Source organism: Vampirovibrionales bacterium (genome assembly GCA_016712355.1).
Taxonomy (GTDB): domain Bacteria; phylum Cyanobacteriota; class Vampirovibrionia; order Vampirovibrionales; family Vampirovibrionaceae; genus JADJRF01.
In genome coordinates this window covers 100,650-125,314 of the sequence record JADJRF010000001.1, presented here as the reverse complement: position 1 = coordinate 125,314, position 24,665 = coordinate 100,650, and the positions used below count along the sequence as shown (strand labels likewise).

The following is a 24,665-nucleotide window of genomic DNA, read 5'->3' as shown; positions in this document are numbered from 1 at the left end:
AGAGATACGCTTTCTCCGGCATTTCGCCAAGCAGGTTGACGTACACCTGATCCTGTACGTCGCTACCACTCCCCACGCGTCCGCGCACGGTAATCGTGTACCACGCCTGATCGGTGATCGGCGTCGTTAGCGATGTGATGGTCGGCGTCACGGCGCTTGGCTGCAAGTAGATCGTGTGGTCGCTGCCTTGTAGGTCGAACGCAAACGCATAGTAGAGTGGGTTGGGACGCCCGCTGCCTGCCTCAGCGTTGAAGACCTGCTCGCCATTGACGTACACGCGCGTAGTTCGGTTTTCGCCAGACGATCCACTGTAGGTGTGGTAGATGTACACGTACAGGTACCGGTACAGCTTTTGCATCCAGTACTCTTTGTTTGCTGCGTGCTCGTCGCTGGCGACTTTTTCCAAATTGAAAATCGACCGTGCAAAACCGCCGCTCGGCGGCGCGGCGTGATAGTCGAGTAAGTGCTGCATGTTGCCGGCCAGCTTATTGAGGTCGGCGGCCATCACCGGCGCTCCATTGGCAAACGTCGGCGTTGTGTTGGGATAGACTACCGCCAACGTTGTATTGGGTGATTCCTTGAAGTAGACGCCCGTGCCGGTTTCGTTTTCTTCCTCGCCGCCTTCTACCCAGACCAACGAATAGACGGCGCCAATCGTCAGACCGGCAACGGTGTTGAGGTCGAGCACGCCGCTTGCGTTTCCAATTACCCCCTCGATCACACGAACGCCATTTAGCCGCAAATCCAAATCGATTGCGCTGCTGACGCGCCAGTGTAGGTAGCGATGCGTATGCAGCACATACACCGGCACGTTGCGATAGATCACCTTCTGCGCGTAGTTGAGCAACTGTAATCCCTGGATGTACCGCTGCGCGGCGCTCAGTTTGTTCAGTTCCAATGCCGACAGTGGAATGCCGTCGGCAAATTCCGGCATCGAGTACCCTAGTGCCATAACACCTTCCCTGAGACCGGCACGGTTTCCCCCACAATGAAGTAGCTGTTGACGCCGGCCAGCCGGCTGTCGTCCAGGATCGTGTAGTTTTCCGAGTAAGCAAGGCCGCCTGTTTTGGTGACGGCGATGCGCCAGATGATCTTGATAATCGGGCCGGCAACCGTGACGCCCTGCGTCTCCACGATCAGCCGGTCTCCCAAATTTCGCGCCGCCGATCCGCGCACGCCTTCGATCTCGAACATAGGCTTGGGTTCGCGATACCACCACGCCCACATCTGCGCCGCCAACTCTGCCTGCCATTTGGATTGGATGTAGGGGTTGCCGCGCACGTCGAGCCGGCGATCCGTGTAAGGCGTTTCCATCGTCTCGCTGTGCTGCTCGCTGATGCCGCCCACCAATGGCGTGCCTTTGAGCGTGAATTTGGCGACAACTACCGGCACGGAAAGCGGGTTCGTGATGGTGATGGTCGTGAACTGCGCTCCCCATTCGTAGGTAGGCACAACCGATCCGGTTGCATCATTCCCGCCAAGAAAGATGATGGCGTAGTCTTCATTGGCGACAGGCGTGTCGTACTGGAGAACCGGCGTGTCGGTGCGCGCCTCGATTTCTTCGGTGGCGCCTGGGTTGAGCATCTTGGCGCGCGCCAGTTTCCACACTTCCGATTCCGGCTCACCCGGTGATCGTTCGGCGTAATCGACGGTGATTTCGTCGTAGAAGCTGCGGTCGTCCCACACGGGCGCAATGCCGTTGTACTGCCCAAAGCGGATTACTTCCGGCGTGGCGTCTCCAGCCCATCGCCACATCTTCCAAAAACAGACGCGCCCATCGCGATTGACGAAGACGCGCCCGCTGCCGGCTTGCGCCACCTCGCCAAGCTCCTGCCAGATTTCTTCGTTGTCGAGCCAACTGTAGGGTAATTTGGTCGAGGAATAGTCCAGGGTGGCATTGGCGGCGCTGTAGGCCGGCGAGATGAAGTCCACACCGTCGGTCAGGCCGGCCAGCGTCATGTAGTGCGCCAGCAGTTCGTGCTCTTTGTAGTTGCGCAGCATCAGGGTGCTGTGCTTGCTGCGCATGGCTTCCGACACGTCGAATACGGTGATCGTGACGGTGTTCTTCATGGTGTCTTCGCTGATGCTCTTGGCGAAGCCGCTGAAGACGTTTTGCCAGGCGCCCGCATTCTCTTTGACCTGCATCCGCACGCGCTTGTGGTAGATGCCGCCTGTGCTGGCGTATGCCGACACAAACGATCCCGCTACGTGCGCGCTAAACCGATAGCCTTGATTCGACAAGACGACCTGCATACTCTGGCTTTGCACTTTGTTGTTGGCGTAGTGCTCGAAGCCAGGCAGTAGCGACAGGCTGCCAGACGCCGCGCTGAAATAGGGCGTCTCGTCCGTCCATGTTGCGTCGTTCAGCGGGTCGCCGCCGTTCCACTGGATTTGCAGCCGGATGTCGATGTCTCTGGTCGCAAGACCGGGCGTCGTGTATGCCAAAGCTATTCAATCCTCACAGAGAATGTCACTTGATAAAGCGTCTGAAACGAAGGATCGTCGGCGCGCATCCCGCTGTACGCTCGAATGGAGATTGCCGGCGCTTCCGGGTTGAAGTAGGCGGTGTGCGTCTGCCCCGCAACATCGACCATTGCCGCGCTGCCCAGTTCCGCCAACGCCGTCCATGCGTCTTCGATGTCGGCAACTTCCGCCGGCAGCGCCGCTTCCCACTGCACGACGACATCTTGATAAACCTGCGTCACGCCGGCGCGCCGGTCGATGATCACGGTGCCATCCACGCCGCGATAGCGCGTCGCCTTGTGGACGCGCGCCGGCTGCCACCGCTGCGGTCGCGGCAACACAACCCCCGCCATCTGGAATGGATCGCCTAGCGCCACACTTTTCTCCTACTCGTAAAAGGTCTGCACCAGGAATGTCGCCTGTGCGTCATAGACCAGCGGCCCCTCGCCGTTCGATGCGTAGCCTTGCGCCGCACTGATCCCCAACGTCGGCGCCGCTGGATCGACCGTTACCATTGCCTGATCGTCCACGTTGTTGTAGGCGACGCCTATCGTCGGGCACTGCAAGAGCACGTAGTTGATCGATGCTGCGTCGAAGCCGTTCTGCAATGCTGTCAGTTCGGTGGCGCTCAGGTTCGCCCACGTCAGCACGATCCGGTTTAGCCCGATAGAGGCCGGCGTCGTCGTGCCTGGGTTGGGGTTGGCGGATGCGTAGTAGCGCGTCACCAATTGCACGCGCAGCCCGCCATAGGTCAGGTTGGCGGCGGCCACGCGTCCCATGTCGCGCTGCATCTCGGTCGGGTTGGGGATGGTGTAGCCGGCCAGGATCAAACCTCACCTCCCCCACCTTCACCCTCGTCGTTGGCCGAGGCGGCCGCCGCCAACAACGGCACAAGCTCAGAGACAAGGATATTCAACAGTCCGGCCGGGATTGCCGTTTCCAACCGCGTCTTGAAGCTCTCCCCAAACCAGTCTGCCATTTTCTGCCCGCCGGTCTCGACATCCTTTTGCGCGGCGGTCAACTGCGCCAGGATCGTATCCATCGCCCGCCCGCCATAGTCGCCGGTCGAGGCTTGCGTTACCATCGCTTCGCCGGCGGCGTTGATCAGCGCCACCGACCCTTCTTCCGCCGCCGACATCGCTTCTTCATCCGGCGTCATCTGCTGGACAAGCGGTAGAAAGACCTGGTTGCTGTCCTTCTGGTCTTCCGGCGCCACAGGGCTGGCTTCGTCGCCTTCCTCGCCGTCATCCACCGGGGCAGGTTCGGCGCCGTCTTCGGTAAGCGGCGTGCCGTCTTCTTCCATCTGCGTATCGAGTTCCTCTTGCAACTCCTCGAAGCTCTTAGTGTCTTCCACCGCCGATGTACGCCCGCCGCCCCCGCCGCCCATTGGGCCAATGTCTAATCCCATAAAGCCGGCAACGTCCTCCATCGTGAGTCCTTGCGCTTCGGCATCGGTGCGCACTAGCTCAAAGACTTCCGTCGATAATTTTCGACGTTCGGCTTGCCCCTTGATTTTTTCCAACACCTGCTCGGCGGCTTTTTCGGTGTCGTAAAACATCATGGTCACGCCATCTTGATGATCCTTGACCATCTGCGCAGCGGCGGTCTTGACGGCTGATTCCCCTTCTGCCAGCACGTCTTCCGGGAACATGTCCTTCAGTCCCTCGAACCAGGGCGACTGAAACCCTTTGACCGCGACATCCGCCATCCGACGCGCTTTTTCATCGATCTCGTCCTCACGCGGCAGCATCTCGTCAAGCGGAATCAATCCTTTCGTCGTGTCTTGCAATAAGCCATCCGCCAACCCCTCAATGGCGCCCTTCACCCGGTCGAGTGCATCGACGGCGCCGCCCGCTGCCCCACCCATTTCCGACAGTTGGTCAGTGATGCGTGCTTGCTGATTGGCCGTCAACGCCGGCTGATAGAATTGCTCGTAGATACTTTGGTCGATAGGCGCCTGCCCGCGTGCGATGCGCGCTTCGTTGCCGGCTTGGAATTGCTGCGATAGCGCCTGTTGTTCCTGTCCAAAGCCCAACCCCACGTCATACGCGCCGGCGACGCCAAGCGACGGCACCAGCCGCGACGCCATCGCTATCGAGGAGCTAACCGCCTGAAATTCCAGTTGCTGCATGGAGGCTGCCAACTGGCGGATCACGGCGTCCGCTTGGCCGGCGCCAATCGCCATCGCACTGAACGCTACCGGCATGTTGGTGATCGGGTCGATCAGCATGTTGCCAACCGCCGTCAGTTCCGACATGGACGCGGCGAGTTCGTCGTTGGCGAGTGTGATCAGATAGCGTTCCTGCGCCGATTCCGCCGCCGCCGTCGCAGAGGATAGCAACATCTGGTTGTTCGTGGCGATGGCTTTGTCTACATCCTCTAGCGCCCGCTTCCAGGCAACCAGCGCTTCGATCTGCGCGCTGTTGTCCACGCTGGTCTCGACGCCGCGCTCGGCATCGGCGTAGCGCGCCATTGCTGCTTCCCGTTCGGTGCTTGCCGCGGCGATTTTCGCCTGGTTGCCTTCGATGGTGGCGATCTGTTCGTCTAGCGTCGCCTTCGTGACGGCGTTGGCGGCTTCGGCCAGTTCGCGCTTGGCTTGCGCCAGTTCCAGCGTCGCCGCGGCTTCTTCTTGGCGTAGGTTGTCGCCAGAGGCAACGGCGCGTTCCAGTTCTTCGCGCGCGTTGGCTTCGGCGGTGAGCGCGCCGGCGACTTCCTGTTGGCTTTGTTCCAACGCGCTCGAAAATGCGCCGGCGACGCTTGGGTCGAGCGGGCGCGCCGGGATCAGGGTCTCCGGGTCGATCTGCATGGACTCCTGGAGCCGGTCGAATAGGTCGGCGCGCTCAGCCATAAAATCCTGTCCGACGGCGTAGGCGTCCTGCACGCCCATCGACGGCGCCAGTTTTGCGCCCATCGCCAAGCCCTGGTTCAGCGACTGGAATTCGATTTTCTGCAACGAGTCGGCCAGCGTCACGGCCATCTGCGTGAGTTGCTCGCCAGAGAGTTTGGTGGCGTCGAAGGCGACGGGCAGGCCGGTCAGTTTGTCGAAGGCGACGCCGGCGACGTTGGTCAGTTCGACCAGCGATTGCGTCACCGCGTTGATGGGTTGCGCCGGCGCGGTCGCGGCAACGTTGTCGAATATCTCTTGCACTGCCGGGCTTTGTGCCGGCGCTGAAATGCCCATGAGCGCGTTGGTGCGCGCTACGTCGTCCATCGCCTGCACGCGCGTAATGTTTTCCGCCGAGAAATCCTCGTTGGGGTTGTCACGCAGGATGGTGCGTGCGTCCTCACGCGCTTCTTCGATTTTGGCGTCAATCTCAGTGTACGCCTCGCGCGGCAGGTTGGCGCCGGACGCTTCCATGCTGCGTCGAGCGTCTTGCAGTTTGTTCAGTCGCTCCAGCGCGTCCGCTAACGCTATGACCGCCGGCGTGACGGTGGCGTAGGCGGCGGCGGTTTGTTCGATGCTGGTTTGACCGGCGTTTTCGCGTGCAATATATTCGTTCTGGAGGTCGATAATCTCCTGTTTTTTCTCGGCAATTCGCACGTCCTGCGAGATGATGTCGTTTTCGATGTCAGCTTGCGATTTCCCCATCATAGCCAGCGCGCTTGGATCGTTTGCCTGTTCCCGCATGATCGCCTTCTCGGCTTCGAGTTGGCGCAGTTCGGCCTCGGCACGCGCTAAATCCTGTTTCAGCGCGGGATTGACGAACTGTGGTTGATCCTGGAGCGTATCGCCGGCCTGAAGAATTTTTCGCGCCTCATCGACGCGCTCTGCTGCTTGCGCCAATTCGTCCGCCGCCTGGCGCGCTGTGTCGCTTTGCGCCAGCCATTCGTCCAGCGTGATGTTGGCCGGCGCCGTTTGCCGCAGCTTCTCGAAATTGTTTAGCGCCTCAAATTCTTTATCTCGTAATGATTTATAAATACGTTTGTCGTCGTCGCTGACGCCAGGATCGTTGTCGATTCGATTGTCCTCGGCCCAATTCGACATTGCATTTGACGCGCCGGCTACTCCCTCCGTGAAGCCGCGCGTCACGCCGGCCCACCACTCGATAGCCGACCGCGCACTGGGGTCGATCAGCGAAACCACCCAATCCGCAAACGACGCGTTGGCGTCGGTTAGCGCAGCGTTCATCGCCGCATACGCGTTGTTCAGTTCTTCGGATGGAGATGTCACAGCCCCCAGGCTGGCGGTGAACTCATCCGCAACCGCGCTCGCAGCGGCGTGTTCGCGCTCGAACTGGGTTAGTTGTGGAACCAGTTTCCCGATGCTGGCGGCGTATTTCTGCAACGCCTGCTCGCCGTTCTCGACCAGCCCCATTTTTTCCAATGCGGAGAAATCGCCCGACTGGATGGCGCTGGTGATTTGCTGCATCGCCTCCTGCCATGAGACGCCCAACTCGTAGGCGTTCTCCTTTGCAATCTCCGCAATCGTCGCCAGCGTGTCTACGTCGTTCAGCACCGACGTTTTGTCGATGCCCTGGAACGCGACAAGGATTTGGTCTTCGCTGGCGATGCCGTCAATCTTCTCTTTGACTAGATCGATAGCTGCCGCCGTGTCGCCAAACTGCCGGTTGAGTTTGTCGAACGTGCGCGCTTTGCGGTCGGCGGCTTCCATCGCCTCCGTCATTTTGTTGAAGCCGATGACGACCGCGGCCACGCCCGCCGCCGCCACGCCTGCCGCCGCGCCGACGCCGAGCAAGACCTTCGGGCTGATGCTGGCTGCCAGGTTGCCCGCCGCGCCGCTCAGCATCCCCCCGGTCGGGTCGTACTGTGCGACCTGACGCTGTACGAGCGTGCCGATGACGGTGCGCGCCATCGCATCCTGCTGCGATTGCTGCTCGCCGGCTGGCTGGTTGTTTTGTGCGAATTTGGTCTCCGTCGCCTCGACGCCGGCTTTGGCTGCGTCCAGTTGCGAATCCAGCGCGTCGAGCTTGGATCGCAGTTCGTCGGGAATTTTGCTGCCGGATTCGCCCACGTCCTCGATAGCGCCGGCCAGCGCATCTGCGGCGACGGCGGCGCGCTGCGTGTCGGCTGTGACCGCGTTCATGTTCGCCGCCAGGTCGGCCACCGCCGGCGCGTCTGCGCTCAGCTTGGCGACATCGACCTGCTCGACCGCTTCCTGTAATCGCTCTGCCTCGTCGGCGCTCTGCGTCATGGCGGTGAATTGCGGCGGCGCCATGTTTGCCTGCTGCACGATGCCGCCCCCGCCGCCGGCGTCATCCACTTGCTTCAGCACCGCCAATTTCGCCTGGAGTGACGCCAGCCGCAGGTCGGCTTCCTCGGCCTTGCGCGCGGTGGCGTCGATGGCGGCTTGTAGTCCATCCATCGACGCGGTGGTGTCGCCGGCGTAGAGGCCGATGATCTGGAATGTTTCTGCCAACGAGGACGCCGACGCGCCAAACGCGCTGATTCGCTCCGCGTCGATGCTCTCCATCGCGGCTGTGAGCCGATCCAGGTTGGCGATGCTGGCGCTCAGTTGCGCCGCGCCGCCGCCCATGCGCTGGAGTGCGGCGTTGACGGTATCGACGCTGCGCCCGAACGCATCCATGCGATCCGCGGCCGCGTCTGCCCGCGCCAGGATGCCCTCCAGCGCCGGCGTGGCTTGGTCTCGTAGTACAACATCCCCTTCCAACGGCTCGAATGTGGGCATTCCAGTACTCCAGAAAAATAAAAGTGCGCGGTTCCGTTTTGGAACCGCGCACTCGGCGCTAACTACTCAGTTGTAAAATCGGTCAGTCGATCAGGTTCTATTCCGCCACGTCGCGGCAATCAGCATCAGCAGCAACAGAATCGCAGGAAACCAAATATAGCCCGGCGGTGTGCTGGCGAGTTGTTGGTCGGAAAACGTGAACATTGCGCTACTCGATGTTGATCTCGCGGATGTACCACGTGTGATCCGCTTTGACTGTTGCAATAGATGTGATTCGATACGATGTCACCATCTTGCCGCCATCGTAGGTCGCGTCACACTGGAAATCAAAAATGAATACACGGTTGTCGCCACGCTCTTTTGGCACCGCCACGCCATCTCGAAACGGTTCGCACATGAAAGTAAAATCCATCTCCCTCATGTGCTCAACGTACTGATCAACAAACAGCGTGTACGCGTCCTCCGGCTCCAGCCTGACGATTTTGCTATCGTCGGTTGGTTGCCGGCCACAGCCGGCCAGCACGAGCGCGATCAGAATCAGTGTCACCCAAGAAATTTTCATCATTGCCTCCTCGTCTTTCATTTTAGCAAACAACCGCGCCGATGTCTACACTTGACACGAAACCTGATCGGTGCTATCCTATTTGTAGTTGTCCAGCCAAGCCAACTAGCAAGCCGTTTTTTGTTATCTGTTTGCCGGCAAATGTCGGCGCCTATCCCGCAAACTCTACGGTTTGCTGTCTTGGCTGGACGCGGATAGACGCCGACATTTGTCGTTCAAAAGAAAATCGCCTGACCGAAGTGTTGGTAGCACTTCGGTCAGGCTAACCAGGTCGAGCACAGGAGGCTCAACATGGCTATGAACAGTCTACATCCTCACGCAGATTCCGCGCAACCATCCGATCTCGCCGCACGCCGGCGCACGGCATTTCTCGAAAACGAACTCGCGCGTATCGCCTGCTCAACCGTCACGTCCGACTGTGAGCAGCCCACCCGCGCCGGCTCCGGCGATTTTCGCAGCGCCGCCGATTTTCTTAATCTCGTTGACGACACGCGCTGCGGCGCCGACGCCGTGACCTACTTCGAGAACATGCTGCACTACGCGATTACAGCGCGCCTAAAGCGCAACATTCATCTCATCGTCGGCCAACCCGCACCGAGTGCGGCGTAGGAGCCAACCATGCAGCGCGCAGTCACAGCATCCATCAGCATCGAGAGCGGCCAGGACGCGCTCCAGCGCGGCTTCTACAACGCGCGCCGGCTCTGGAATGAACTCTGGTGGTGTACGTTCGGCTACAACGAACGCCTACGCTGGCGACGCGGCGACTCCTGGGAACAATACAAACGCCGCCGGCCCACGCGCACCTGGCCGGGCAAATTCGCCGTGCAGAAGATCATGGCTGATTTCGGCCCCTACCGCGACCTGTCAGATCGCTGTTCCAGCTACACGATTGCAGATTTCGACATCGCCATGAAAAGCTGGTGGTCAAATCTGAAACGCAACCCCGACGCCCGCCCGCCGCGTGCGGTCAAGGAAGACCGCACGCTGACCTTCGAGGTGGGACGCAACGCCAAACCGCTTGGCGACTGGCGCTACCGATTGACCGTGCTCGGCGGCGCCATTGCCGAGCGGCACGTTGTCGTGCGCGTGCATGTGCGTCCTGGCGTCAAAATGGCGAATGTTCACCTGATTCGCGTCACGCCCACGCTCAAGCGCGGGCGCTACCAGGTGTCGCTCATCACAACGAAGCCCGCCGCTGCCCGTGCCGGCGATGGCGTGGCGGCGCTCGACCTGGGCATCGTCAACCTGGGCGCACTGGCATTCGAGCATGACGATATTCTCTATGTCGGTCGTCACCTGCTCGACGTGCAGCGTCTCGCCAACAAACGCGCCGCCGCGTGCAAGCCGGCGGGCTACACCGGCACGGAGGCGCGCCTGCCTGCGTCGCGGCGGTCGAAAACGTACAAGGCCAAAGCGACCAACACGCGCGCATTGGCAGTGCATGTGTTCACGACCGACGTGATCCGCCAGTGCGTTGCGCGTGGAGTCGGCGTGCTGGCGGTCGGCGCGCTCACCGGCATTCGCACCGACAAAGATTTTGGCAGCGCCGGCAACCAGAAATTCCACGCGTGGACGCAGGGACGCATTCGCGAGCAGTTGAGATGGAAAGGAGAGGAGCATGGCGTAGAGGTGATCGAGATTTCCGAGGCGTACACGTCGCAAACCTGTTCCGGCTGCGGTTGTGTGCGCAAGAGCAATCGCGTCGAGCGTGGACTGTACGTCTGCGCTGAATGCGGGCTGGCGATCAACGCTGATGTCAACGGCGCGCGCAATATGCTAAGGCGCGCAACAGGTATCGCCAAATCTGAAAAGATAGGCGTAGGGGGTGACTTGTCCACCCCGCCGTCACTGCGACCGGAGCGAGAGCAGGCGCAGGAACCGGCAAAGCGCACCGCAAACCGCCAATTGAGTGTCATGCACTTCGATCTGCGAAGTATGACACTCAAAGAAGCGGGGCACGCGGAGCGAAGCGCAGTCTGCAATGCAACGTGAGCGCGCAGGTTTGCGAAATGCATCCGTGTGCGCTGACTGGTGCGGTTGCAGGCGGCGATTCATCGTAGCGATGAATGCAAGAGCAGCACTTTCGGGCTGATGCTGGCTGCCAGGTTGTTGCAGGCGGCGATTCATCGTAGCGATGAATGCAGGGGAACCGCCGAGCGTTGCCGCTTGCTGGATAGGCGCGTTGCAGGCGGCGATTCATCGTCACGATGAATGCAAGTTTTGCTGTTCCTGGCGGGACACGATGAATGCCGGAGTTGCAGGTGGCGATTCATCGTAGCGATGAATGCAAGTCGTATTGAATCGCTGCCTCCGCAACAATGTGCTGCGTTGCAGGCGGCGATTCATCGTAGCGATGAATGCAAGGCGTACAGCCCGATGATCTGCAACGTTTCCGCCAACGTTGCAGGCGGCGATTCATCGTCACGATGAATGCAAGCGGTCACTCGTAGAGGATTCCCCGTGCGCGTCGGGGTGAGGGCTACAGGCGGCGATTCGTCTTTATTCACGAGGAGGTTACATGCTAGGCTATCGGAACGTACAGCTACACAGACAGTTCACGTCAATCGAATTCCCGATGTTCGAGTTTATCGAGTCCCTGACGACCAAACAAGTCTTTGTGGACTTCGAGGATGAACTCACGCGGCGTTTTCCCGAACTCGACGCCATCAAAAGCGCCGACGCCGGCACAGAGTTTATCGGCGCATTGCGCGATGCCGTCAACGCGGCATTCCTGGCCGGCTACCTGGTGGGGAGAGACCCCGACAAGCTGCTGTTGGCCGGCGTGCTGGCGCAGGAAACGCGGTGAGCACGCAAAAACGCCGCCGGGCGCGCTACTCGCTCGGCGGCGTCTCAGTATCGATATTGCGCTGCGTCATCCCGATCATCTCCTCCAGCGACAGCCGGCGCGCCGCCTTGCGCTTGCCGCCCGTCAACAGCGCCCGCTGTGCGGCAGTCATCTGCCACATGCCGCCCGGAAACGACTTGGAAAACTGATAGATGTCGGCCAGCCTGAATTTCAACTCGAACTCAGGCCGGCCCCTCAGTTTTTTGCGAGCAGCACCAACGACAACACCTGCATCAACACACCGCGCAACTCCAGGCGCGTCTTGCGCCCAATCGCTTGCCAGCGATGCTGGCCTTCCGGCGTGGAAAGATCGAACAACAGCGCATTTTGATCGTCCACAATCAGGCGCGGCAGCAACCAGAAATCACGCGCACGGTTGGCATTCTGCGCGGCGATCTCGTCGGCGCGCGTGTAGCTGGCAGGATCGATCAGCCGCTCCAAGTGGCTGCGATTGACCTCCAACTCCAGGTCTTCTTCCGGCGTGCGCTTGGGCAGCGCCTCAAGCTCTTTGATGTGCGCCGAAATGCGCTGGCGTGAAAGCGTCTGCTGGTGCAACCACTGTTTGGATGGCGCCATCTGGCGCATCGACTCCAACTCAGGCAACGCCATCACCTCGGCCTCGGCAGCCTCACCCACCGCCAGCCCCATGTCGTACAACCAGTCGGTCGGCTGCATGATGAACCAGCGAAAACCTTCCGGCTTGTCGGCCAAAGGATACTTGACCGTGATCTCGATCTTCTCGCCGGCGATGATTCGATTCACATCGTAGGTCGTTACTCTGGACATACCGTCTCCTGCAAAACGAGTGCAGACAGACGATCCCCGTTGACCGCCGGCCTGCACTCAGATGGGAACATTACGTAGATCAGGACGCCGCGCGTGTCACCGTCACGGTGTAGGTCTTCGTCGCACCCGACGAGACCGTGACGACCACCGAGATCGTGTTGGCGCCCACCGCCAGCGCAATCGAGCCGGACGCGCTGCCCGAAGCGACCGCCGTACCGTTGACCGTGATCGTCTTGCCGGCCGCTGTCGGCGTCACCGTCGTACTGGTCACACCGTTGGCGACCGCCAGCGTGTAGCTCGTCGTGCCAACCGCGAAGGCCGGCGAGATCGAGCCGGCGCTCAACGCCAGGGCGCTCAGGTCGGCGTTGCCGTAACCAGTAGACGGCGTGTAGTAGAGATCATCGATTTCGCCATTGATCGTGTGCGTGACCACGTTGTCGGCCTGTACCGGCACGCTCAAGCTCGACGGCTTGAAATTGTCGAGTGTCCACGTGCCGGCCAGCACGTCGCCGCTGCCCGTGGCGGTCTCGTATACGTCCACGAACAGATCGAACGCCGTCACGGTCGGATTCAGACGCAGTTCCTCAGTGCCGGCCCACCCGCCCGACGCGGGCTTGGTAGTGCCGCCCAGAAGCTGCGCCATCTGCGCCGGGTCGCGCTCGGCGTAGATTTCGATGCTGACCGAGTGCTCGGCGGGCTGGTACGACGTTGCCTTGTTCGTATCGCCCAGGCGCGGAATCTTGCGCGTCGGCACGTTCGACTGCGGCTGCACGCGCACAGCCTGCCCGATGACGACAGACCCCTTGCGCAGCACGTAGAGTTGCCCTTCCTGCACTTGCAGGGTAGGCAGGGTAGTAGGTGATGCCATTCAAACCTCCCAGGCGCTAGGCGCCGTAGCCGTCCGACGGCGTGTAGTAGAGATCATCGATTTCGCCGTTGATGGTGTGCGTGACCACGTTGTCGGCCTGCACCGGCACGCTCAAGCTCGACGGCTTGAAGTTGTCGAGCGTCCACGTGCCGGCCAGCACGTCGCCGCTGCCCGTGGCGGTCTCGTACACGTCCACGAACAGATCGAACGCCGTCACCGTCGGATTCAAGCGCAGTTCCTCAGTGCCGACCCACCCGCCTGACGCGGGCTTGGTAGTGCCGCCCAGAAGCTGCGCCATCTGCGCCGGGTCGCGCTCAGCATAGATTTCGATGCTGACCGAGTGCTCAGCGGGCTGATACGACGTTGCCTTGTTCGTATCGCCCAGGCGCGGAATCTTGCGCGTCGGCACGTTCGACTGCGGCTGCACGCGCACAGCCTGCCCGATGACGACGGCGCTACCGCCGCTCCCTTTGCGTAACACGTAGAGTTGCCCTTCCTGCACTTGCAGGGTAGGCAGGGTAGTAGGTGATGCCATTTTAAAAACCTCCCGGTCTTAGCGTACCGAAAACGAAAGCGAAGTCGCCACGACGTATTCCAGCACCCGATCCTGCGTTGCCAGATCGACGCGCTGAGTCGGGCCGTAGCGCACGACCAAACCCTGAGAATCAGCCGTCACCGACGCAACCTGCGCCTTGACGTTGCGCAGCGCGTCGATCAGCCCCAGAAGCTCCGGCTCGTTGCGAGCAATCAGATAGAGCGTCGCCACGATGCCCGTGCCGGACGGCGGCACTTGCCCCAAGCGCGGCGTAGGCCGCTGCCCGGCGCCTGTGTAGTCGTCGGTCGCAAAGACCAGCGCCGCACACGGCAATGCCGGCTCCGTGCGCCCCGTGCCAGGGAAGCCAAGCAGCGCACTGATGCCCAAGCCATCGTTGGCGCGTGTGCGCTCCAGCAACCGCATGTAGGCGGCCAGCACCTCGGACACACTGAAATCACTCAACGGAACCTCCCGTACAACTCCATGAAGCGTGCGTGCAGCATCTGCGGCGCCAGCAAGATCGCTTCGTCCCACGCACTCGACGCCCACCGCTTGGGACGGATGTAGACGTGGCGAGCGAAGATCACCTCGCCGTTGATGACAAAGCGCAGCATCTTGGCGCGCCGCGGGTAGATGTGGGCGCCGCGTTCGTGAACGTGCGCCTTGATGTAGTCGAGCTTGCGCGCACCTTTCGCTATCCCCACGCGCACGGCATAGACGCCCTTTGCGCGCTCCTCGACCGGGCCGGCGACGATGGTCGTCTTCATGTGACCGGTGGCGGCATAACCCGGAAACGTGTTGGGCATTCCAAGCGAACGCGTGGCGCCCGGCGGAATGCGCTCACGCATCAAATCGCGCACGCCGCGCCCCACCGCCGGCACTGCTGCCCGTGTGGTCTGCTGGATACGATTTTGCTCACGCACCAGGTTGGCGCGCCACGTCTTGTAATTTCGAAACGCCAAGATATTCCTCCAGGCATATTCGACGGCAAAAAGAATCCGCCGAATGATCAGCGATTTTCTTCCCGCAACTGCACGACGATGCTGACCGGCGTTTCCACGCCCGCCGGCTGGCACTCCCACGACGCAACCCGGTACAGATTTCCGTCCACGAGCACGCCCCAGGCGCCGTCTACGCGATCTTGTGTCGTGCTCGACCAGGGCAGGACGACCGACATTTCGTGCTGCGTGCTCTGTCCCGGCAGTTGCAGCTTCACGTCGCGTGCGTGGCGCTGCGTCAGGAAGGGCGATGACAGCGTTGGCTGGTCTGCCCAGTCCACTTCGACCACTGTGCCGGCGGCATCGACAAACTGGTCGTAGTGCCGGTCGTAGCTCACGCCTGTTGGCAGCGTCCACTCGGCCATCGGGTAGATGAGCGACAGCGTAGGGCTTCCCATCATGCGCCATACCTTGTTGTAGGCGGCTTGCCCCTGGTTGCGCCCAATGACGACGTTGCTCACAATGCCTCCACGCGCCGGCGTCGGTAGGCATTGAGGAGTTCCTGCACTTCCATTGGCGGCGCAGCGCTTTCCACAAAAGCCATGCCGACATTCATACCGGCGGCGCCGATGGCGCCAAAGCCCTGCACGTCGGCCTTGTTGTACTCAGCCAGCACCCATTTGATCGTCGCCAGCTTGACTGCACTGGGTACGGTCGCTTTATAGCCCCACGTGCCGTTGACGGTGATTGCGCTCGTCTTCGTGTCGCTGTAGGAAAACTGATCGCTGCTGTTGATGAGCGTCAACCACTGATAGGGCGGGCCGGAACGCGGTTCCAGCAAAACCGCCGCCGGCAAGAATGACTGATCGGCATTGGTGTCGATCTGCGTCAGGCTCACCAGGTCGCGCCCCAAGCGCAACTGCTTGGCGTCTTGATAATCGAAGGAAACCGCCCCAATCGTCGTGCCAAAAGAGCGCCGGCACCACCGATCCACCGCTTCGCTGATCGGGTCAAGCAGCAAGTCCAGGACAGCATCGTCCAGTGCGCTATCACGGGCGAAAGCCTTCACATCACTGGCTGTGCAATACATGGTCGCTCCAGTCGTGTCCGAACATCTCCGGCTTGTGCTTACACCAGACAGCCAACACGTCGCTGTGTGTGAGCATGTCGGTAAGGATTGTCAACCCTGCCAACTGAGAGCGTGACGCCACGCCAAGCCGGTCGAACGCGCTGTACAACAGAAAGCGCACACCAGGCGCTTTGATGCGCATTACCTGCGCAATCTCGGCGTTCTTCAGCCCACAAGCCGCATATTTGACGGCATCGCGCTCACGGCTTGATAGACTTGCAACGCGCATCTTCATCCAGGCGAGCGGCGTCACGGTTCCCGGCCCCAGGATTTCAGGTCTATGCTCGTGCCAAAACGCAAGCACTTCGTCCGACGTAATCAGCCCTGCACAAAGCGCCCACATGCCCAACTGCGACCGCGTGGCAGCCTTAAGTTTGCGCGATGCGTTGTATAGGTGCGTAGACACCGTGCCGACGTTGATGACCAACAACTGTGCAATCTCCTCATCGCTCAGCCCGCTTGCCACGTACCGTGCAACCTCACGCTCACGCACCGTCAAGCCAGCCGTGCGCAGTCTTTGCTGGCGCGCCGGCGGCGCTACTACAGGTTTCATTCGCGTCCAGACAAGATAAGGGGTGTTCATCGAATCAATACCGATTGCAATTTTCCAGCCGGTTTCTGCTCGCCAGATTGTTCCTGGTAGCAGTAGATCGCCACCGACAGCGGCCTGTCCGGGATACGATCCATGCGCAGCGCGTTGCCTCCACACGCAATCACGGCGTTCTCACGCACCAACAAATCGAGTGTGTACGTGGGCGCCAACGCGACGACCGGCGCAACGCCAATCCGCCAGCCGGCGCTCAACGCCAGCAGCAGCACCAACGCCACCACCACAGGTCGCACTTGTCGTCTCATTGTCGGAACATCACCTTTGCGTTGATGTGTGGCGACAGCATCCAATCCAGTTTGATGCGCATGTAGCGGCCGGCAAGTATAGGCGACAAGTGCGTCGAACCGTCGCCTGCACGCGAAAACATGTGGCTCGGATTCAACCACTCGCGCACGTTGGGCGCCGTCTCGAATTGCCCGTACATAGCGCCGTCCGTCCAGTTCACGCCATCGGCGGAAAACTGCGGCGTTGCCCACACGTAAGCGTCACCGCTATCCGAAACCGTGATGAAGATGTCGGCGTAGTTCCACTCCCTGGTCAACACGACTTCGCTGTACGTTGTCGAAATTGCATTTCCGCCTGTGACTATACCGTCAAAAACGGTGAGCATACGCGGCGCGACGGCAGTGTCGTTGATTTGCGCCGACGCCGGCACGGTGGCGCCGCCCGCAACGAACAGCAACAGGAGACAGATCAGAATACGCATCGACATAGGTTTACCTGCGATACGTGGCATAGACGGTTGCTGTCACCTGGCCGGTTGCTTCGATCTTGGTGCGCAAGCGCACTCCCATCAGCGTAACCTGCGAGTAACGCGTGCCATCTTCGGTGAAAGACCGCGGTGCGACTGCTTGCAGCATCTCCGACCCGCTCCAGTAGTCGTAGACAAGATCAGACCAATTCTCGCCATCAGCGGAAAACTGAACCGTGCTTGTCACGGCTTCACCTTCATCGATTCCCGCAATCGTCACAAACACCTCACCCTTGCTGTATCCCTCGGTCAGAGACGCATCGCGACCGTTTGCTGCAAAGTTGGGCGAAGCCGTATAGAGCGTGCCGGTCGTCATGGAGCGGTTAAGCAGCAACGGATACGTCGGGTTCGCTATCGAAATCGGCGCATCTTGGGCGGCAACCGGCGCCGGCGCCCACAGGAGCACACGCGCGCCAATCGCCAACGCGCCGGCGATTGACAACATCAAAAATACAAGTAAGACTTTACGGCGCATTGTCATTTCTCCAGTCGCCAAGCAGTGGCGCATATAGTTGGTGCGTGCAGGCCGGACACAAACCATGCACCTGAATCGGCTTGTCCAAACCGAACCAGTACAAGCGCGGCACGTTTTCGTGCTGCCAGGTTTGCAGATACTCGTACATCTCGACGCCAAAGCCGGCCTCACTGATGATCGTCTTCAGATTGCCGTGCTCGGCGTTCCACGCCTGCCAGAGTGCCCACCGGCGATCAAACACTTCCGGGTTTTCGGCGTAGATGTGAATATGCCATAGATCGGGTACCGGCCCGCCGGCGTCAAGATAAGCATTCAGCCACGTGTCCCAGGGCAACCGCTCATCGATTGACACCCCGCAACAAGCGGTTTCGCCATTCTCGCCAATCGCTTCCATCCAGTATCTGGCGTGAATAGCAGCATCGTTCGGCGTCGTGTCGGCTTGCCCAGGCAGTTCTGGCTCGTTGTAGAGCAGCCAGTAACGCCCTGGATAGGTTTCAGCCAAACGCACCAAATCGGGAATCGAAGGACGGTAGACGTGATTCCAGATCGACGGCGTATGCCGTTCATCTTCCAGGAAAACGTCGGCGGTGTACCAGTTGTGGGTACACGTGTCAAGTTGCTCTGTCACTTCCAAATACAACGGCCAATGCTTGTATGGTTCTGCCAGCGCGTAACAGAAGTCGGTCTGTTGCGCCGGCTGAAACCACCCAAGCAGCATGACAAACAGTATCCACATGGTTACGCCTTCGCAATCCGAAACTCGCCGTACACGACGAAGACGTTTTCTGTGGAATTGCTGACCTTCAACGCTTTGTTTTCACCCACCGAGATATACTGCGGATGTTGCCCGAACCGCTCGAAGATCGGCACCTCACCGAGCGGGACAAACTTCACGGCGTCGTTACCGTAGAAGATGAGTAAATTGTTGATGGATTGTGATGTCCGACAGATCGTCAACTCGCGCAACTGAATCTGACGCGAGGGGCCAGGCGATGGAACAAGCTCCTTGACGCCCACGCCAGCATCGTTGCCAAAGTAGTAGAAGAAGGTTGACCACTCGTCGCCTGATGCCGGGAAGATGTCTGCTGCCGGCTGGATAGTCTCTTGTTCGTCGGCCATTGCGTCACCCCGCTAATCCGCTAATCACAAAAAGCACGTCATCTGCCGTCACCGTGCCAAGATCATATTCTTCGCTGTACGATGGCGCCGGCACCGTGTCAGGCGCTACGTCCGTCACCGTCTCCGTGGCACTCAGCAGCGCCGCCAGTTCATCGAGCGTTTCCTGCGTGATGACCTGTGCAGCAATCCCGATCTGAAGAAGTTTCATCAGGTAGACGCGATCCTGTTTGTCGATGGCGACTGACACCAACTCCTCGAAGGTATTGGCGACGTTCAACGCGTCGTAGAACTTAGTCGCAGTCGCTACCGATACGCCTTTCATCTGCACGACCAGCGACATCAAGGCCGTCATAAAGTCACGGTCTTGCGTCTCGATAACCGTCTTCAAATCCGGCAAGAAGTTACCCAACTGCTGATAGATGCTGACGATTACCTCAGCCGGCAGCAAGGCGACGACATCCTCGAACTGCACTTGCTTTGGCACCGTGCGCTCGCCTGTCGGCTGTCCTGCTTCCGGGTTGGCGACGACGCGCGGCGCGTTCAGCAACGCCGCAATCGCCGGCGCGTTCAGGTTCTTCCAAATCAGGTCAGGACGCTGCGCCTTGACCGCTTCGATTGCCTGCTTGAGCTTTGCGAGATCGGCCATGACTATTCGCCCTCCTCATTCGCCCAATCCGCAACCTGCTGTGCGGTCTGCTGCCCAATCCCCTTGATGGCAACCAGCCCTTCCAGACCCGCCGCCGCCACACTCTGCTGAATCGCCAGTTTGCTCGTGAAGCCGGCCTCGAAAATCAGCTTAGCCTGGCGTTCGGTCAAGCCGGCGGCAAGCAGGAAAGCGTGCCCGCTTGCCGGCGCTTCCGCCTCGAATAGCGGTGAAAGATCACCGGTATTGCTGGTCGCCGTGCCAAAGGTGAGCACCGGCGCAACGGGTTCTTCGTCGGCTTGCCCAGGCAGCCGCAATCGCCCGCTGGCGACCAGCCCTTCCAGGTACGGGCCGCCAGCCACGCGGATCAGATCACCCACCTCGGCGCGTGGCAGCGCCTTGTGGCTCGGCCCGTTGTAGATGCCAGCCGTGAGCACTTCGACCTCGATGCCGGCTGCCGCTGCGTCTGTCGCTTTTTGGAGTTCCACCCGATCCTGAAGCGGCACGCGCGCCCGGTTGCGGTTGTAGTACGATTGCACCAACATAGCTTTCTCCTGTCGATCCCGAAACGGGCAGGCCGCAACTCGCAACCTGCCCGTTCCTTGTTGCTATATCGACGCTTAGCCCGCGACGACGACCTGCTCTGCGTAGGCAGCCGGCTGCGTGGGCGGCGCGTGGCGCGTGCTGCGCAGCACGAAGGCCGCCACATACGCCCCGCTGGTTCCATCGCCCGCCGTCACCAACAGGCGCACGTGGGTGTTGCTGGTGGCCGCCAACTTGCTCGTGTCGAGATCGATGGTTGCGAAGCGATTGTCGCCGGTCGCACCCACCTGCGTGATCGCAGCGTCCGTAATGTCGGCGGCGCCCGTGCCGCTCGAATCGGTGGCAGCCTGCAACTTGGCATCGACGGTCGTGTCGGTGGCGCCAACGGCGATCAACGCCACCACGCGCTGTGCGTCGCCAATCGCCAGCCAGCCACTGTTGACGCTGCCGGCGTCAACCAACTGGGGGGCGATGTAGCCCACCAGGTTGCGCTCGTGAAACGTAGGATTTCCTGCACTCATGGTCTTATTCCTCCAGGAATACTATCCGGTAAAAAAATCCGGTCAGCTAGAAGCGTCAGCTAGAAGCAATCTTCAGGACAGCGAAGCGCCACGGCTCCGTCACTTGCCCACCCAGGCGCCGGCGCATCACGAACATGACCATGTTCTGGCGCGCTGTGGTGCTGTCCAGATAGCGCTCGACCGTCATGCCGATGCGGTCGAAAATCTGGTAGCCGGCCAGGTCGCCAAAGATCATCGGGTAGGCGTTTGCCGCCACGCTCGGCATGATCTCCTGTTCCAGCGGCTCGTACCCCAACAGTTTCGCCGGCGCGCCGTTGGCGCCGCCGCCCGTCTGGTACGGATTCCACAGGTAGTTGCCGCTCGTGCCATCCTGGAACTTGGCGATCTCCTCGTAGGTGAAGCGTTCTGCGATCCACTTGGCGTTGCGCCGGTACTGGCGCGCCACCGCATAGGAGAGGCTGATCAGGCTGTTCCAGGTGATGTCGTCGGTGTCGCCAGAGACGCGCTCGGTCAACCCCAACAGATTCGCACCACCCGGCAGAATCCCCTGCGGGCACCCGACGCCGCTGCCCAGGATGAACTTGTTGTCTTCATCGATGGCGGCCGCTTCCGCAAACTTGCGGGTCAGGAACTCCTCGATGTCGAACGCTGCGTCCTCGATCATGTTGCGGCTCAAGCCGGTCTCGGCCATCACCGTATGCACGGGCACCTGTTCCATGCCAAAGGTCAGGTTCGTAGCCGCCGTGCCCGCCGTGGGCTTCTCATCGACCCAGGTCACGCGCACCGCGCTCGAATACTGATCCGTGCCGCCGGTGCTCACCGGAATTTCGACCGTATCACGGCTGGTGTTGTCCACGCTGGCGCCGCCGCGCACGACCGTCTCGCCCTTCAAGCGTTCGATCACGCGCGACTGAAAATCGACCGGAACGGCGAAACCGCCGAGGGTGTCGATTGCCTCGACCATCGTGGACTTGATGGACGCCACGCTGTCCATGCCCTGCTGGATGGCGCTCTTGACAAAGTTCGGCGTCAGCACGATCTGCTTGAGCAGGGTGAACTGCGACCGATCCAGACCGCTGTCGCCGCGGCGCAGGTAGGTCTTGAAGGCCGCCCGCTGCTGCCAGTACAGCCCTTCGTACTCGGCGCCGTGCAGGTCGGTCAGGATGCCCTTGATCGACCCCTCCAGCGAGCCGAACCGCGCCACGTAGGCCGCTTTGGCCGCGTTGGTGGCGATGTCCTCCTCGACGCCGGTCGTGCCAGGCAGAGGCGGGCGCCGCATAGCGATGCCGCCGCCCAGTTCGCTCAGCGACTTCAACTCGCGCATCGACTCGGTGAGCTTTTCAGCCTCGGCGCGGTAGGTGCGCCCAGACTCCAAGTCGCCGGCCATCAACGCCTTTTGCGCCTTAGAAACGGCTTCATCCCGCTGGCGCTCCAAAACTCCAAAATCTGCACTCATGGTGATTACTCCTCCTGTACTCAGGACAATTCCAATATCCGAAGAAGCTCCAGTTCGACCGCGATCTGATCGTCCAATGACGCCTGGGGCGGTTTGGGGCGTAGAGCTTTGGAAACAACACTGAAGGGCAAGCCGGCCTGCTGATAGAGCGCCTTGATGTTCTGCACGGGCCACTGCGCCGCCATGCGCCATTCCATCGGGCTAGGCGTCATGGAGGCTTCGACAATCGGCCAGCGTGTGATCTCGCCGGTCGCCTTGTTGACTTGCCGTCCGCCCGGCAGCGCGCCGGAAGACCAGCCCAACACATGGTCATCGACCAGCGGCTTGATGAGGTTCTTGTAGGCGGCGTGCTCACGCACCTGCGCTTCGATCCACAGCCCTACATCGTCTTTCTTCATCACATCCACCAGGCCAATCACGGCAGCTTTCACCGTGTTGTCGAGGGCGTGATGATAGATGGCGGGGATCGTGCCGATGGCGTCGAAGATTGCCGTCATCTCTTGCGTGTTGGGCGTGAAGAACTCGCCGGACAGGTCTTTGCGCGCCGGGTTGCCCCACACACACAGATAGCTGCCCACCCGATCCCGCCCCAGGGCTTTGATCGCCAGCGTATCGGCCAACGGCGTGCGCACGTTGGGAAATTTGGTCACGTAGGGCGCTTGTGGGCCGGCGACGGGCTTGGTGGGCGTTGATGGCAAAGAGGGCGCAGAAGGTGTGCCCTTGCGGGCGAACTCAGGCAGCGCCACGTCGTAGGTAAACTTGGTCTCTTTGGGTGGGGCGAATCGCTGCGCAAGGTCGCTCTCCAGGCCGGCGGCCATCTGCATGACGGCATCGACCATCGCACCCAGTTGCTCGTCGCTCACCAGCCCGTTATCGAGCAGATGCGCACCAAGCGTCTGCGCAAAGTTCATGATCTGCCCGGTGTACCAGCCCGTGATATTGCCGTCGCCGGGCGCTTCCGTTTCGTCGCTGTCTTCTGCTTCGGGTTTGTCCTCGTCGGTCTCCGGCACTTCGTCTTCATTGCCGGCTTCTACGTTTTCGTCGGTTGTTGCGTCAACGGTCAGCGTCGCGTCTTCCGTCCCAGGTCGATTCACAAGGTCGGCGCCGTTGAGCGATCCCCACGTCGCCTGATCCCAAGTCATCCCGCCTTCGGGCGCAGCTTCCGGTTCCGGCTGTTCGTCTTCGGGCTTTTCCTCTGGCGCGTCTTCCTTCGGCTCTTTCTTGGCAAAGGGAGCAGGTTCGCCTGGTTTGTCGGCTTTCGGCGCTGGCGCGTTGGGCTTCTCGGCCTTCGGATCGACTTCCCTCTCAGGTTCCTTTGCGGCGGGCTTGGGCGTTTCGGGCTTGTCTTCGGCTTCGTGTTTTGCCGGCTTGTCGGAGCGAGCGAATTTGTCTTGCCCGTTGACGCGATTCCAGGCTTCCGTCGCAAGCGCAATCGCCTGGTCTTCCGGCGTCCCCAAATCGACTAGCGCCGGCACTGCCCGCTTCAACCACACTTGCAGGTCTTCACCCTGGTTGACAACCGGCAGCCCCTGGTCGCTGTTTGTTCCGCTGGCGCTGTTGGCAATCGGCATGAGATGTACTCCGGGTATAAAAAAGCGTGCGCCCCTGGTTTCCCAGAGGCGCACGCGGCGCGAACGATAGAGTTGCGGAAATTGCTATTCCGTTAAGAATATATCACAGTCAGATTATGCCTGTCAAGCATATTTGCGCCGAAAGATCGGCGGATTGCGTCTTGATCGTTGACTTTCGTTCTGTTCCTGCTACAATCAGAGTGGTTGGGAGGGTTGCATCAGGCGATCCGTTGGGAGAAAGTCCCGCCCGGCTCAACAACAAGAAAGGGCTGCTTGTGCGCACAAGCAGCCCTTTCTCATATCCCAAATTATCCCAAGTTGTGAATTACCGCACTCTCGCGGTCGTCACACCACTGCGCACTATGCGGAGCCAAATACGCGCTGCTGGCAGGTGTCGCCATGTGCCCAAGCTCGTTGGGAACACGTGGGTCTCACGCACCCGGCGCCGCAGGTAGACAGACTACCGTACACCCAATGCGGTCATCACCCCCACGCACCCGCATTGTAGCATGTGCGTTCTACCTATGCCAGTTCTAGCTCTGGCTCCACGACTTGCAGCACGGGCGTAATCGCCGGCACAGCGCCCGGCGACGCCAGCGGCCACGAAGGATGCGTGAAGTACACCGCCACTGCCTTGCGCTTCTCGTTGTACGACGCCATCACCATCTGCGCGCCTTCCGGCAGCCCCTCGACGCACTGCACGGCAGGCATCGCCGCGCCCTCGGTCAACATGTTCGTCAGCACGTCTTCCGACATGAAGACGACCTTCACCCGCGCCGGCCACTGAATCATCTTGCGTCACCCTCCATTCAAGCCATACCGCACGCCGAAAAGCAGCTTGATCACGTCCACGTGTACGCTGTTGATGTGCTTCTCTCCATGCCATGATACCACGTGCAGCGACCCGTTCGCAACGACTCCCCAGGGTAGCGAGCAGCGTTTGTCGATGCAGACAAGCTCGAATCCCGGCGTTGTCGCCGGCGCCCCAGGAAGCATCACCTCAGCGCGGCGCACGGTCGATAGCGCAAAATCCGCTGTCGATAATGTCTCGGCGCCCTGCGAGGCGCGCAGCACGCGGTAGAGTTCCGCCAGCCCAATCGCGTTCGTGTGCATCTCGCCAGAGTGCCGGCTTTGCACCATCACTACGCCATTGTAGACAAACGCCCAGGGCATGTAGCAGCCCTCGTGCGCACACTTGAACTC

General features: G+C 60.8%; 30 protein-coding genes and 1 CRISPR repeat array. Of the genes, 3 read left to right on the top strand and 27 right to left on the bottom strand.

The features are described from left to right. The 6 genes from IPK79_00860 to IPK79_00835 all read right to left on the bottom strand — a co-directional run. Positions 1–952, bottom strand: a 952-nt coding sequence (locus tag IPK79_00860; GenBank protein ID MBK8188985.1) for a hypothetical protein, incomplete at its 3' end; no start/stop codon positions are given. Further along, a complete protein-coding gene (locus tag IPK79_00855; protein MBK8188984.1) occupies positions 943–2,445 on the bottom strand; it encodes a hypothetical protein in 1,503 nt (500 codons plus the stop codon). The genes IPK79_00860 and IPK79_00855, both read right to left, overlap by 10 nt. Before the next feature lie 2 nt (positions 2,446–2,447). Beyond that, the gene (locus IPK79_00850; GenBank protein ID MBK8188983.1) at positions 2,448–2,840 is read right to left on the bottom strand and encodes a hypothetical protein; all 393 of its coding nucleotides are present in this window, start codon (positions 2,838–2,840) and stop codon (positions 2,448–2,450) included. 9 nt (positions 2,841–2,849) lie between these two features. Continuing rightward, a complete protein-coding gene (locus tag IPK79_00845) occupies positions 2,850–3,293 on the bottom strand; it encodes a hypothetical protein (GenBank protein ID MBK8188982.1) in 444 nt (147 codons plus the stop codon). Continuing rightward, entirely contained in the window at positions 3,290–8,110 is a 4,821-nt protein-coding gene (locus IPK79_00840) for a hypothetical protein (GenBank protein ID MBK8188981.1), read from the bottom strand. Before IPK79_00840 ends, IPK79_00845 begins: the two co-directional genes overlap by 4 nt. A gap of 208 nt (positions 8,111–8,318) precedes the next feature. Then, positions 8,319–8,675 carry a hypothetical protein gene (locus IPK79_00835; protein MBK8188980.1) on the bottom strand — a complete coding sequence of 119 codons (357 nt, stop codon included), beginning with the start codon at positions 8,673–8,675 and terminating at the stop codon, positions 8,319–8,321. 288 nt (positions 8,676–8,963) lie between these two features. Here IPK79_00835 and IPK79_00830 point away from each other — a divergent pair, with 288 nt between their 5' ends. The 3 genes from IPK79_00830 to IPK79_00820 all read left to right on the top strand — a co-directional run bounded on the left by IPK79_00830 (position 8,964) and on the right by IPK79_00820 (position 11,478). After that, a complete protein-coding gene (locus IPK79_00830; GenBank protein ID MBK8188979.1) occupies positions 8,964–9,281 on the top strand; it encodes a hypothetical protein in 318 nt (105 codons plus the stop codon). Between the two features lie 9 nt (positions 9,282–9,290). Next, on the top strand, positions 9,291–10,664 hold the full coding sequence (locus IPK79_00825; protein ID MBK8188978.1) for a transposase: 1,374 nt from the start codon (positions 9,291–9,293) through the stop codon (positions 10,662–10,664). A gap of 44 nt (positions 10,665–10,708) precedes the next feature. Continuing rightward, a CRISPR array of direct repeats spans positions 10,709–11,109; the repeat unit is 22 nt; unit sequence GTTGCAGGCGGCGATTCATCGT. Positions 11,110–11,247: 138 nt separating this feature from the next. Continuing rightward, entirely contained in the window at positions 11,248–11,478 is a 231-nt protein-coding gene (locus tag IPK79_00820; GenBank protein ID MBK8188977.1) for a hypothetical protein, read from the top strand. A gap of 25 nt (positions 11,479–11,503) precedes the next feature. Here IPK79_00820 and IPK79_00815 read toward each other — a convergent pair whose 3' ends face one another. The 21 genes from IPK79_00815 to IPK79_00715 form a co-directional block, all read right to left on the bottom strand. Then, positions 11,504–11,692: a hypothetical protein gene (locus IPK79_00815; protein MBK8188976.1), complete on the bottom strand. Its 189-nt coding sequence runs from the start codon at positions 11,690–11,692 to the stop codon at positions 11,504–11,506. A gap of 20 nt (positions 11,693–11,712) precedes the next feature. Then, complete coding sequence (locus IPK79_00810) at positions 11,713–12,303, bottom strand: hypothetical protein (GenBank protein ID MBK8188975.1); 591 nt, start codon at positions 12,301–12,303, stop codon at positions 11,713–11,715. Positions 12,304–12,382: 79 nt separating this feature from the next. Continuing rightward, a complete protein-coding gene (locus IPK79_00805; GenBank protein ID MBK8188974.1) occupies positions 12,383–13,171 on the bottom strand; it encodes a cadherin-like beta sandwich domain-containing protein in 789 nt (262 codons plus the stop codon). A gap of 16 nt (positions 13,172–13,187) precedes the next feature. Then, positions 13,188–13,706 (bottom strand): hypothetical protein, encoded by a 519-nt coding sequence (locus tag IPK79_00800; protein ID MBK8188973.1) that lies wholly within the window; start codon positions 13,704–13,706, stop codon positions 13,188–13,190. Positions 13,707–13,724: 18 nt separating this feature from the next. Continuing rightward, positions 13,725–14,168, bottom strand: a complete 444-nt coding sequence (locus IPK79_00795) for a hypothetical protein (protein ID MBK8188972.1) — start codon at positions 14,166–14,168, stop codon at positions 13,725–13,727. Continuing rightward, entirely contained in the window at positions 14,165–14,668 is a 504-nt protein-coding gene (locus IPK79_00790) for a hypothetical protein (protein MBK8188971.1), read from the bottom strand. Before IPK79_00790 ends, IPK79_00795 begins: the two co-directional genes overlap by 4 nt. A gap of 47 nt (positions 14,669–14,715) precedes the next feature. Further along, complete coding sequence (locus IPK79_00785; protein ID MBK8188970.1) at positions 14,716–15,165, bottom strand: hypothetical protein; 450 nt, start codon at positions 15,163–15,165, stop codon at positions 14,716–14,718. Further along, positions 15,162–15,734, bottom strand: coding sequence for a hypothetical protein (locus tag IPK79_00780; protein MBK8188969.1), 573 nt, complete (start codon positions 15,732–15,734; stop codon positions 15,162–15,164). The genes IPK79_00785 and IPK79_00780 overlap by 4 nt, the downstream gene beginning before the upstream one ends. Continuing rightward, entirely contained in the window at positions 15,715–16,356 is a 642-nt protein-coding gene (locus tag IPK79_00775) for a helix-turn-helix transcriptional regulator (protein ID MBK8188968.1), read from the bottom strand. The genes IPK79_00780 and IPK79_00775 overlap by 20 nt, the downstream gene beginning before the upstream one ends. After that, positions 16,353–16,628 carry a hypothetical protein gene (locus tag IPK79_00770; protein MBK8188967.1) on the bottom strand — a complete coding sequence of 92 codons (276 nt, stop codon included), beginning with the start codon at positions 16,626–16,628 and terminating at the stop codon, positions 16,353–16,355. Before IPK79_00770 ends, IPK79_00775 begins: the two co-directional genes overlap by 4 nt. Further along, on the bottom strand, positions 16,625–17,119 hold the full coding sequence (locus IPK79_00765) for a hypothetical protein (protein MBK8188966.1): 495 nt from the start codon (positions 17,117–17,119) through the stop codon (positions 16,625–16,627). The genes IPK79_00770 and IPK79_00765 overlap by 4 nt, the downstream gene beginning before the upstream one ends. Beyond that, entirely contained in the window at positions 17,100–17,609 is a 510-nt protein-coding gene (locus IPK79_00760; GenBank protein MBK8188965.1) for a hypothetical protein, read from the bottom strand. Before IPK79_00760 ends, IPK79_00765 begins: the two co-directional genes overlap by 20 nt. Then, positions 17,599–18,345 carry a hypothetical protein gene (locus IPK79_00755; GenBank protein MBK8188964.1) on the bottom strand — a complete coding sequence of 249 codons (747 nt, stop codon included), beginning with the start codon at positions 18,343–18,345 and terminating at the stop codon, positions 17,599–17,601. The genes IPK79_00760 and IPK79_00755 overlap by 11 nt, the downstream gene beginning before the upstream one ends. 2 nt (positions 18,346–18,347) lie before the next feature. Then, positions 18,348–18,728, bottom strand: coding sequence for a hypothetical protein (locus IPK79_00750; protein MBK8188963.1), 381 nt, complete (start codon positions 18,726–18,728; stop codon positions 18,348–18,350). A gap of 4 nt (positions 18,729–18,732) precedes the next feature. Next, complete coding sequence (locus IPK79_00745) at positions 18,733–19,374, bottom strand: hypothetical protein (GenBank protein ID MBK8188962.1); 642 nt, start codon at positions 19,372–19,374, stop codon at positions 18,733–18,735. Between the two features lie 2 nt (positions 19,375–19,376). Further along, positions 19,377–19,916, bottom strand: a complete 540-nt coding sequence (locus tag IPK79_00740) for a hypothetical protein (protein ID MBK8188961.1) — start codon at positions 19,914–19,916, stop codon at positions 19,377–19,379. Positions 19,917–19,991: 75 nt separating this feature from the next. Next, positions 19,992–20,435 (bottom strand): hypothetical protein, encoded by a 444-nt coding sequence (locus tag IPK79_00735; protein ID MBK8188960.1) that lies wholly within the window; start codon positions 20,433–20,435, stop codon positions 19,992–19,994. 55 nt (positions 20,436–20,490) lie between these two features. Next, positions 20,491–21,891 carry a phage major capsid protein gene (locus IPK79_00730; GenBank protein ID MBK8188959.1) on the bottom strand — a complete coding sequence of 467 codons (1,401 nt, stop codon included), beginning with the start codon at positions 21,889–21,891 and terminating at the stop codon, positions 20,491–20,493. A gap of 20 nt (positions 21,892–21,911) precedes the next feature. Continuing rightward, positions 21,912–23,462 (bottom strand): hypothetical protein, encoded by a 1,551-nt coding sequence (locus IPK79_00725; protein MBK8188958.1) that lies wholly within the window; start codon positions 23,460–23,462, stop codon positions 21,912–21,914. Positions 23,463–23,984: 522 nt separating this feature from the next. After that, positions 23,985–24,254 (bottom strand): hypothetical protein, encoded by a 270-nt coding sequence (locus tag IPK79_00720; protein MBK8188957.1) that lies wholly within the window; start codon positions 24,252–24,254, stop codon positions 23,985–23,987. Positions 24,255–24,260: 6 nt separating this feature from the next. Beyond that, positions 24,261–24,635: a hypothetical protein gene (locus tag IPK79_00715; GenBank protein ID MBK8188956.1), complete on the bottom strand. Its 375-nt coding sequence runs from the start codon at positions 24,633–24,635 to the stop codon at positions 24,261–24,263. Between the last annotated feature and the right edge of the window lie 30 nt (positions 24,636–24,665).

Excerpts from the sequence above, each read along its gene's own strand:
- IPK79_00840 (MBK8188981.1), bottom strand. The coding sequence starts at position 8,110 with ATGCCCACATTCGAGCCGTTGGAAGGGGATGTTGTACTACGAGACCAA.
- IPK79_00835 (MBK8188980.1), bottom strand. The coding sequence starts at position 8,675 with ATGATGAAAATTTCTTGGGTGACACTGATTCTGATCGCGCTCGTGCTG.
- IPK79_00830 (MBK8188979.1), top strand. The coding sequence starts at position 8,964 with ATGGCTATGAACAGTCTACATCCTCACGCAGATTCCGCGCAACCATCC.
- IPK79_00825 (MBK8188978.1), top strand. The coding sequence starts at position 9,291 with ATGCAGCGCGCAGTCACAGCATCCATCAGCATCGAGAGCGGCCAGGAC.
- IPK79_00820 (MBK8188977.1), top strand. The coding sequence starts at position 11,248 with ATGTTCGAGTTTATCGAGTCCCTGACGACCAAACAAGTCTTTGTGGAC.
- IPK79_00810 (MBK8188975.1), bottom strand. The coding sequence starts at position 12,303 with ATGTCCAGAGTAACGACCTACGATGTGAATCGAATCATCGCCGGCGAG.
- IPK79_00805 (MBK8188974.1), bottom strand. The coding sequence starts at position 13,171 with ATGGCATCACCTACTACCCTGCCTACCCTGCAAGTGCAGGAAGGGCAA.
- IPK79_00800 (MBK8188973.1), bottom strand. The coding sequence starts at position 13,706 with ATGGCATCACCTACTACCCTGCCTACCCTGCAAGTGCAGGAAGGGCAA.
- IPK79_00780 (MBK8188969.1), bottom strand. The coding sequence starts at position 15,734 with ATGTATTGCACAGCCAGTGATGTGAAGGCTTTCGCCCGTGATAGCGCA.
- IPK79_00775 (MBK8188968.1), bottom strand. The coding sequence starts at position 16,356 with ATGAACACCCCTTATCTTGTCTGGACGCGAATGAAACCTGTAGTAGCG.
- IPK79_00770 (MBK8188967.1), bottom strand. The coding sequence starts at position 16,628 with ATGAGACGACAAGTGCGACCTGTGGTGGTGGCGTTGGTGCTGCTGCTG.
- IPK79_00765 (MBK8188966.1), bottom strand. The coding sequence starts at position 17,119 with ATGCCACGTATCGCAGGTAAACCTATGTCGATGCGTATTCTGATCTGT.
- IPK79_00760 (MBK8188965.1), bottom strand. The coding sequence starts at position 17,609 with ATGCGCCGTAAAGTCTTACTTGTATTTTTGATGTTGTCAATCGCCGGC.
- IPK79_00755 (MBK8188964.1), bottom strand. The coding sequence starts at position 18,345 with ATGTGGATACTGTTTGTCATGCTGCTTGGGTGGTTTCAGCCGGCGCAA.
- IPK79_00750 (MBK8188963.1), bottom strand. The coding sequence starts at position 18,728 with ATGGCCGACGAACAAGAGACTATCCAGCCGGCAGCAGACATCTTCCCG.
- IPK79_00745 (MBK8188962.1), bottom strand. The coding sequence starts at position 19,374 with ATGGCCGATCTCGCAAAGCTCAAGCAGGCAATCGAAGCGGTCAAGGCG.
- IPK79_00740 (MBK8188961.1), bottom strand. The coding sequence starts at position 19,916 with ATGTTGGTGCAATCGTACTACAACCGCAACCGGGCGCGCGTGCCGCTT.
- IPK79_00735 (MBK8188960.1), bottom strand. The coding sequence starts at position 20,435 with ATGAGTGCAGGAAATCCTACGTTTCACGAGCGCAACCTGGTGGGCTAC.
- IPK79_00730 (MBK8188959.1), bottom strand. The coding sequence starts at position 21,891 with ATGAGTGCAGATTTTGGAGTTTTGGAGCGCCAGCGGGATGAAGCCGTT.
- IPK79_00725 (MBK8188958.1), bottom strand. The coding sequence starts at position 23,462 with ATGCCGATTGCCAACAGCGCCAGCGGAACAAACAGCGACCAGGGGCTG.
- IPK79_00720 (MBK8188957.1), bottom strand. The coding sequence starts at position 24,254 with ATGATTCAGTGGCCGGCGCGGGTGAAGGTCGTCTTCATGTCGGAAGAC.
- IPK79_00715 (MBK8188956.1), bottom strand. The coding sequence starts at position 24,635 with ATGCCCTGGGCGTTTGTCTACAATGGCGTAGTGATGGTGCAAAGCCGG.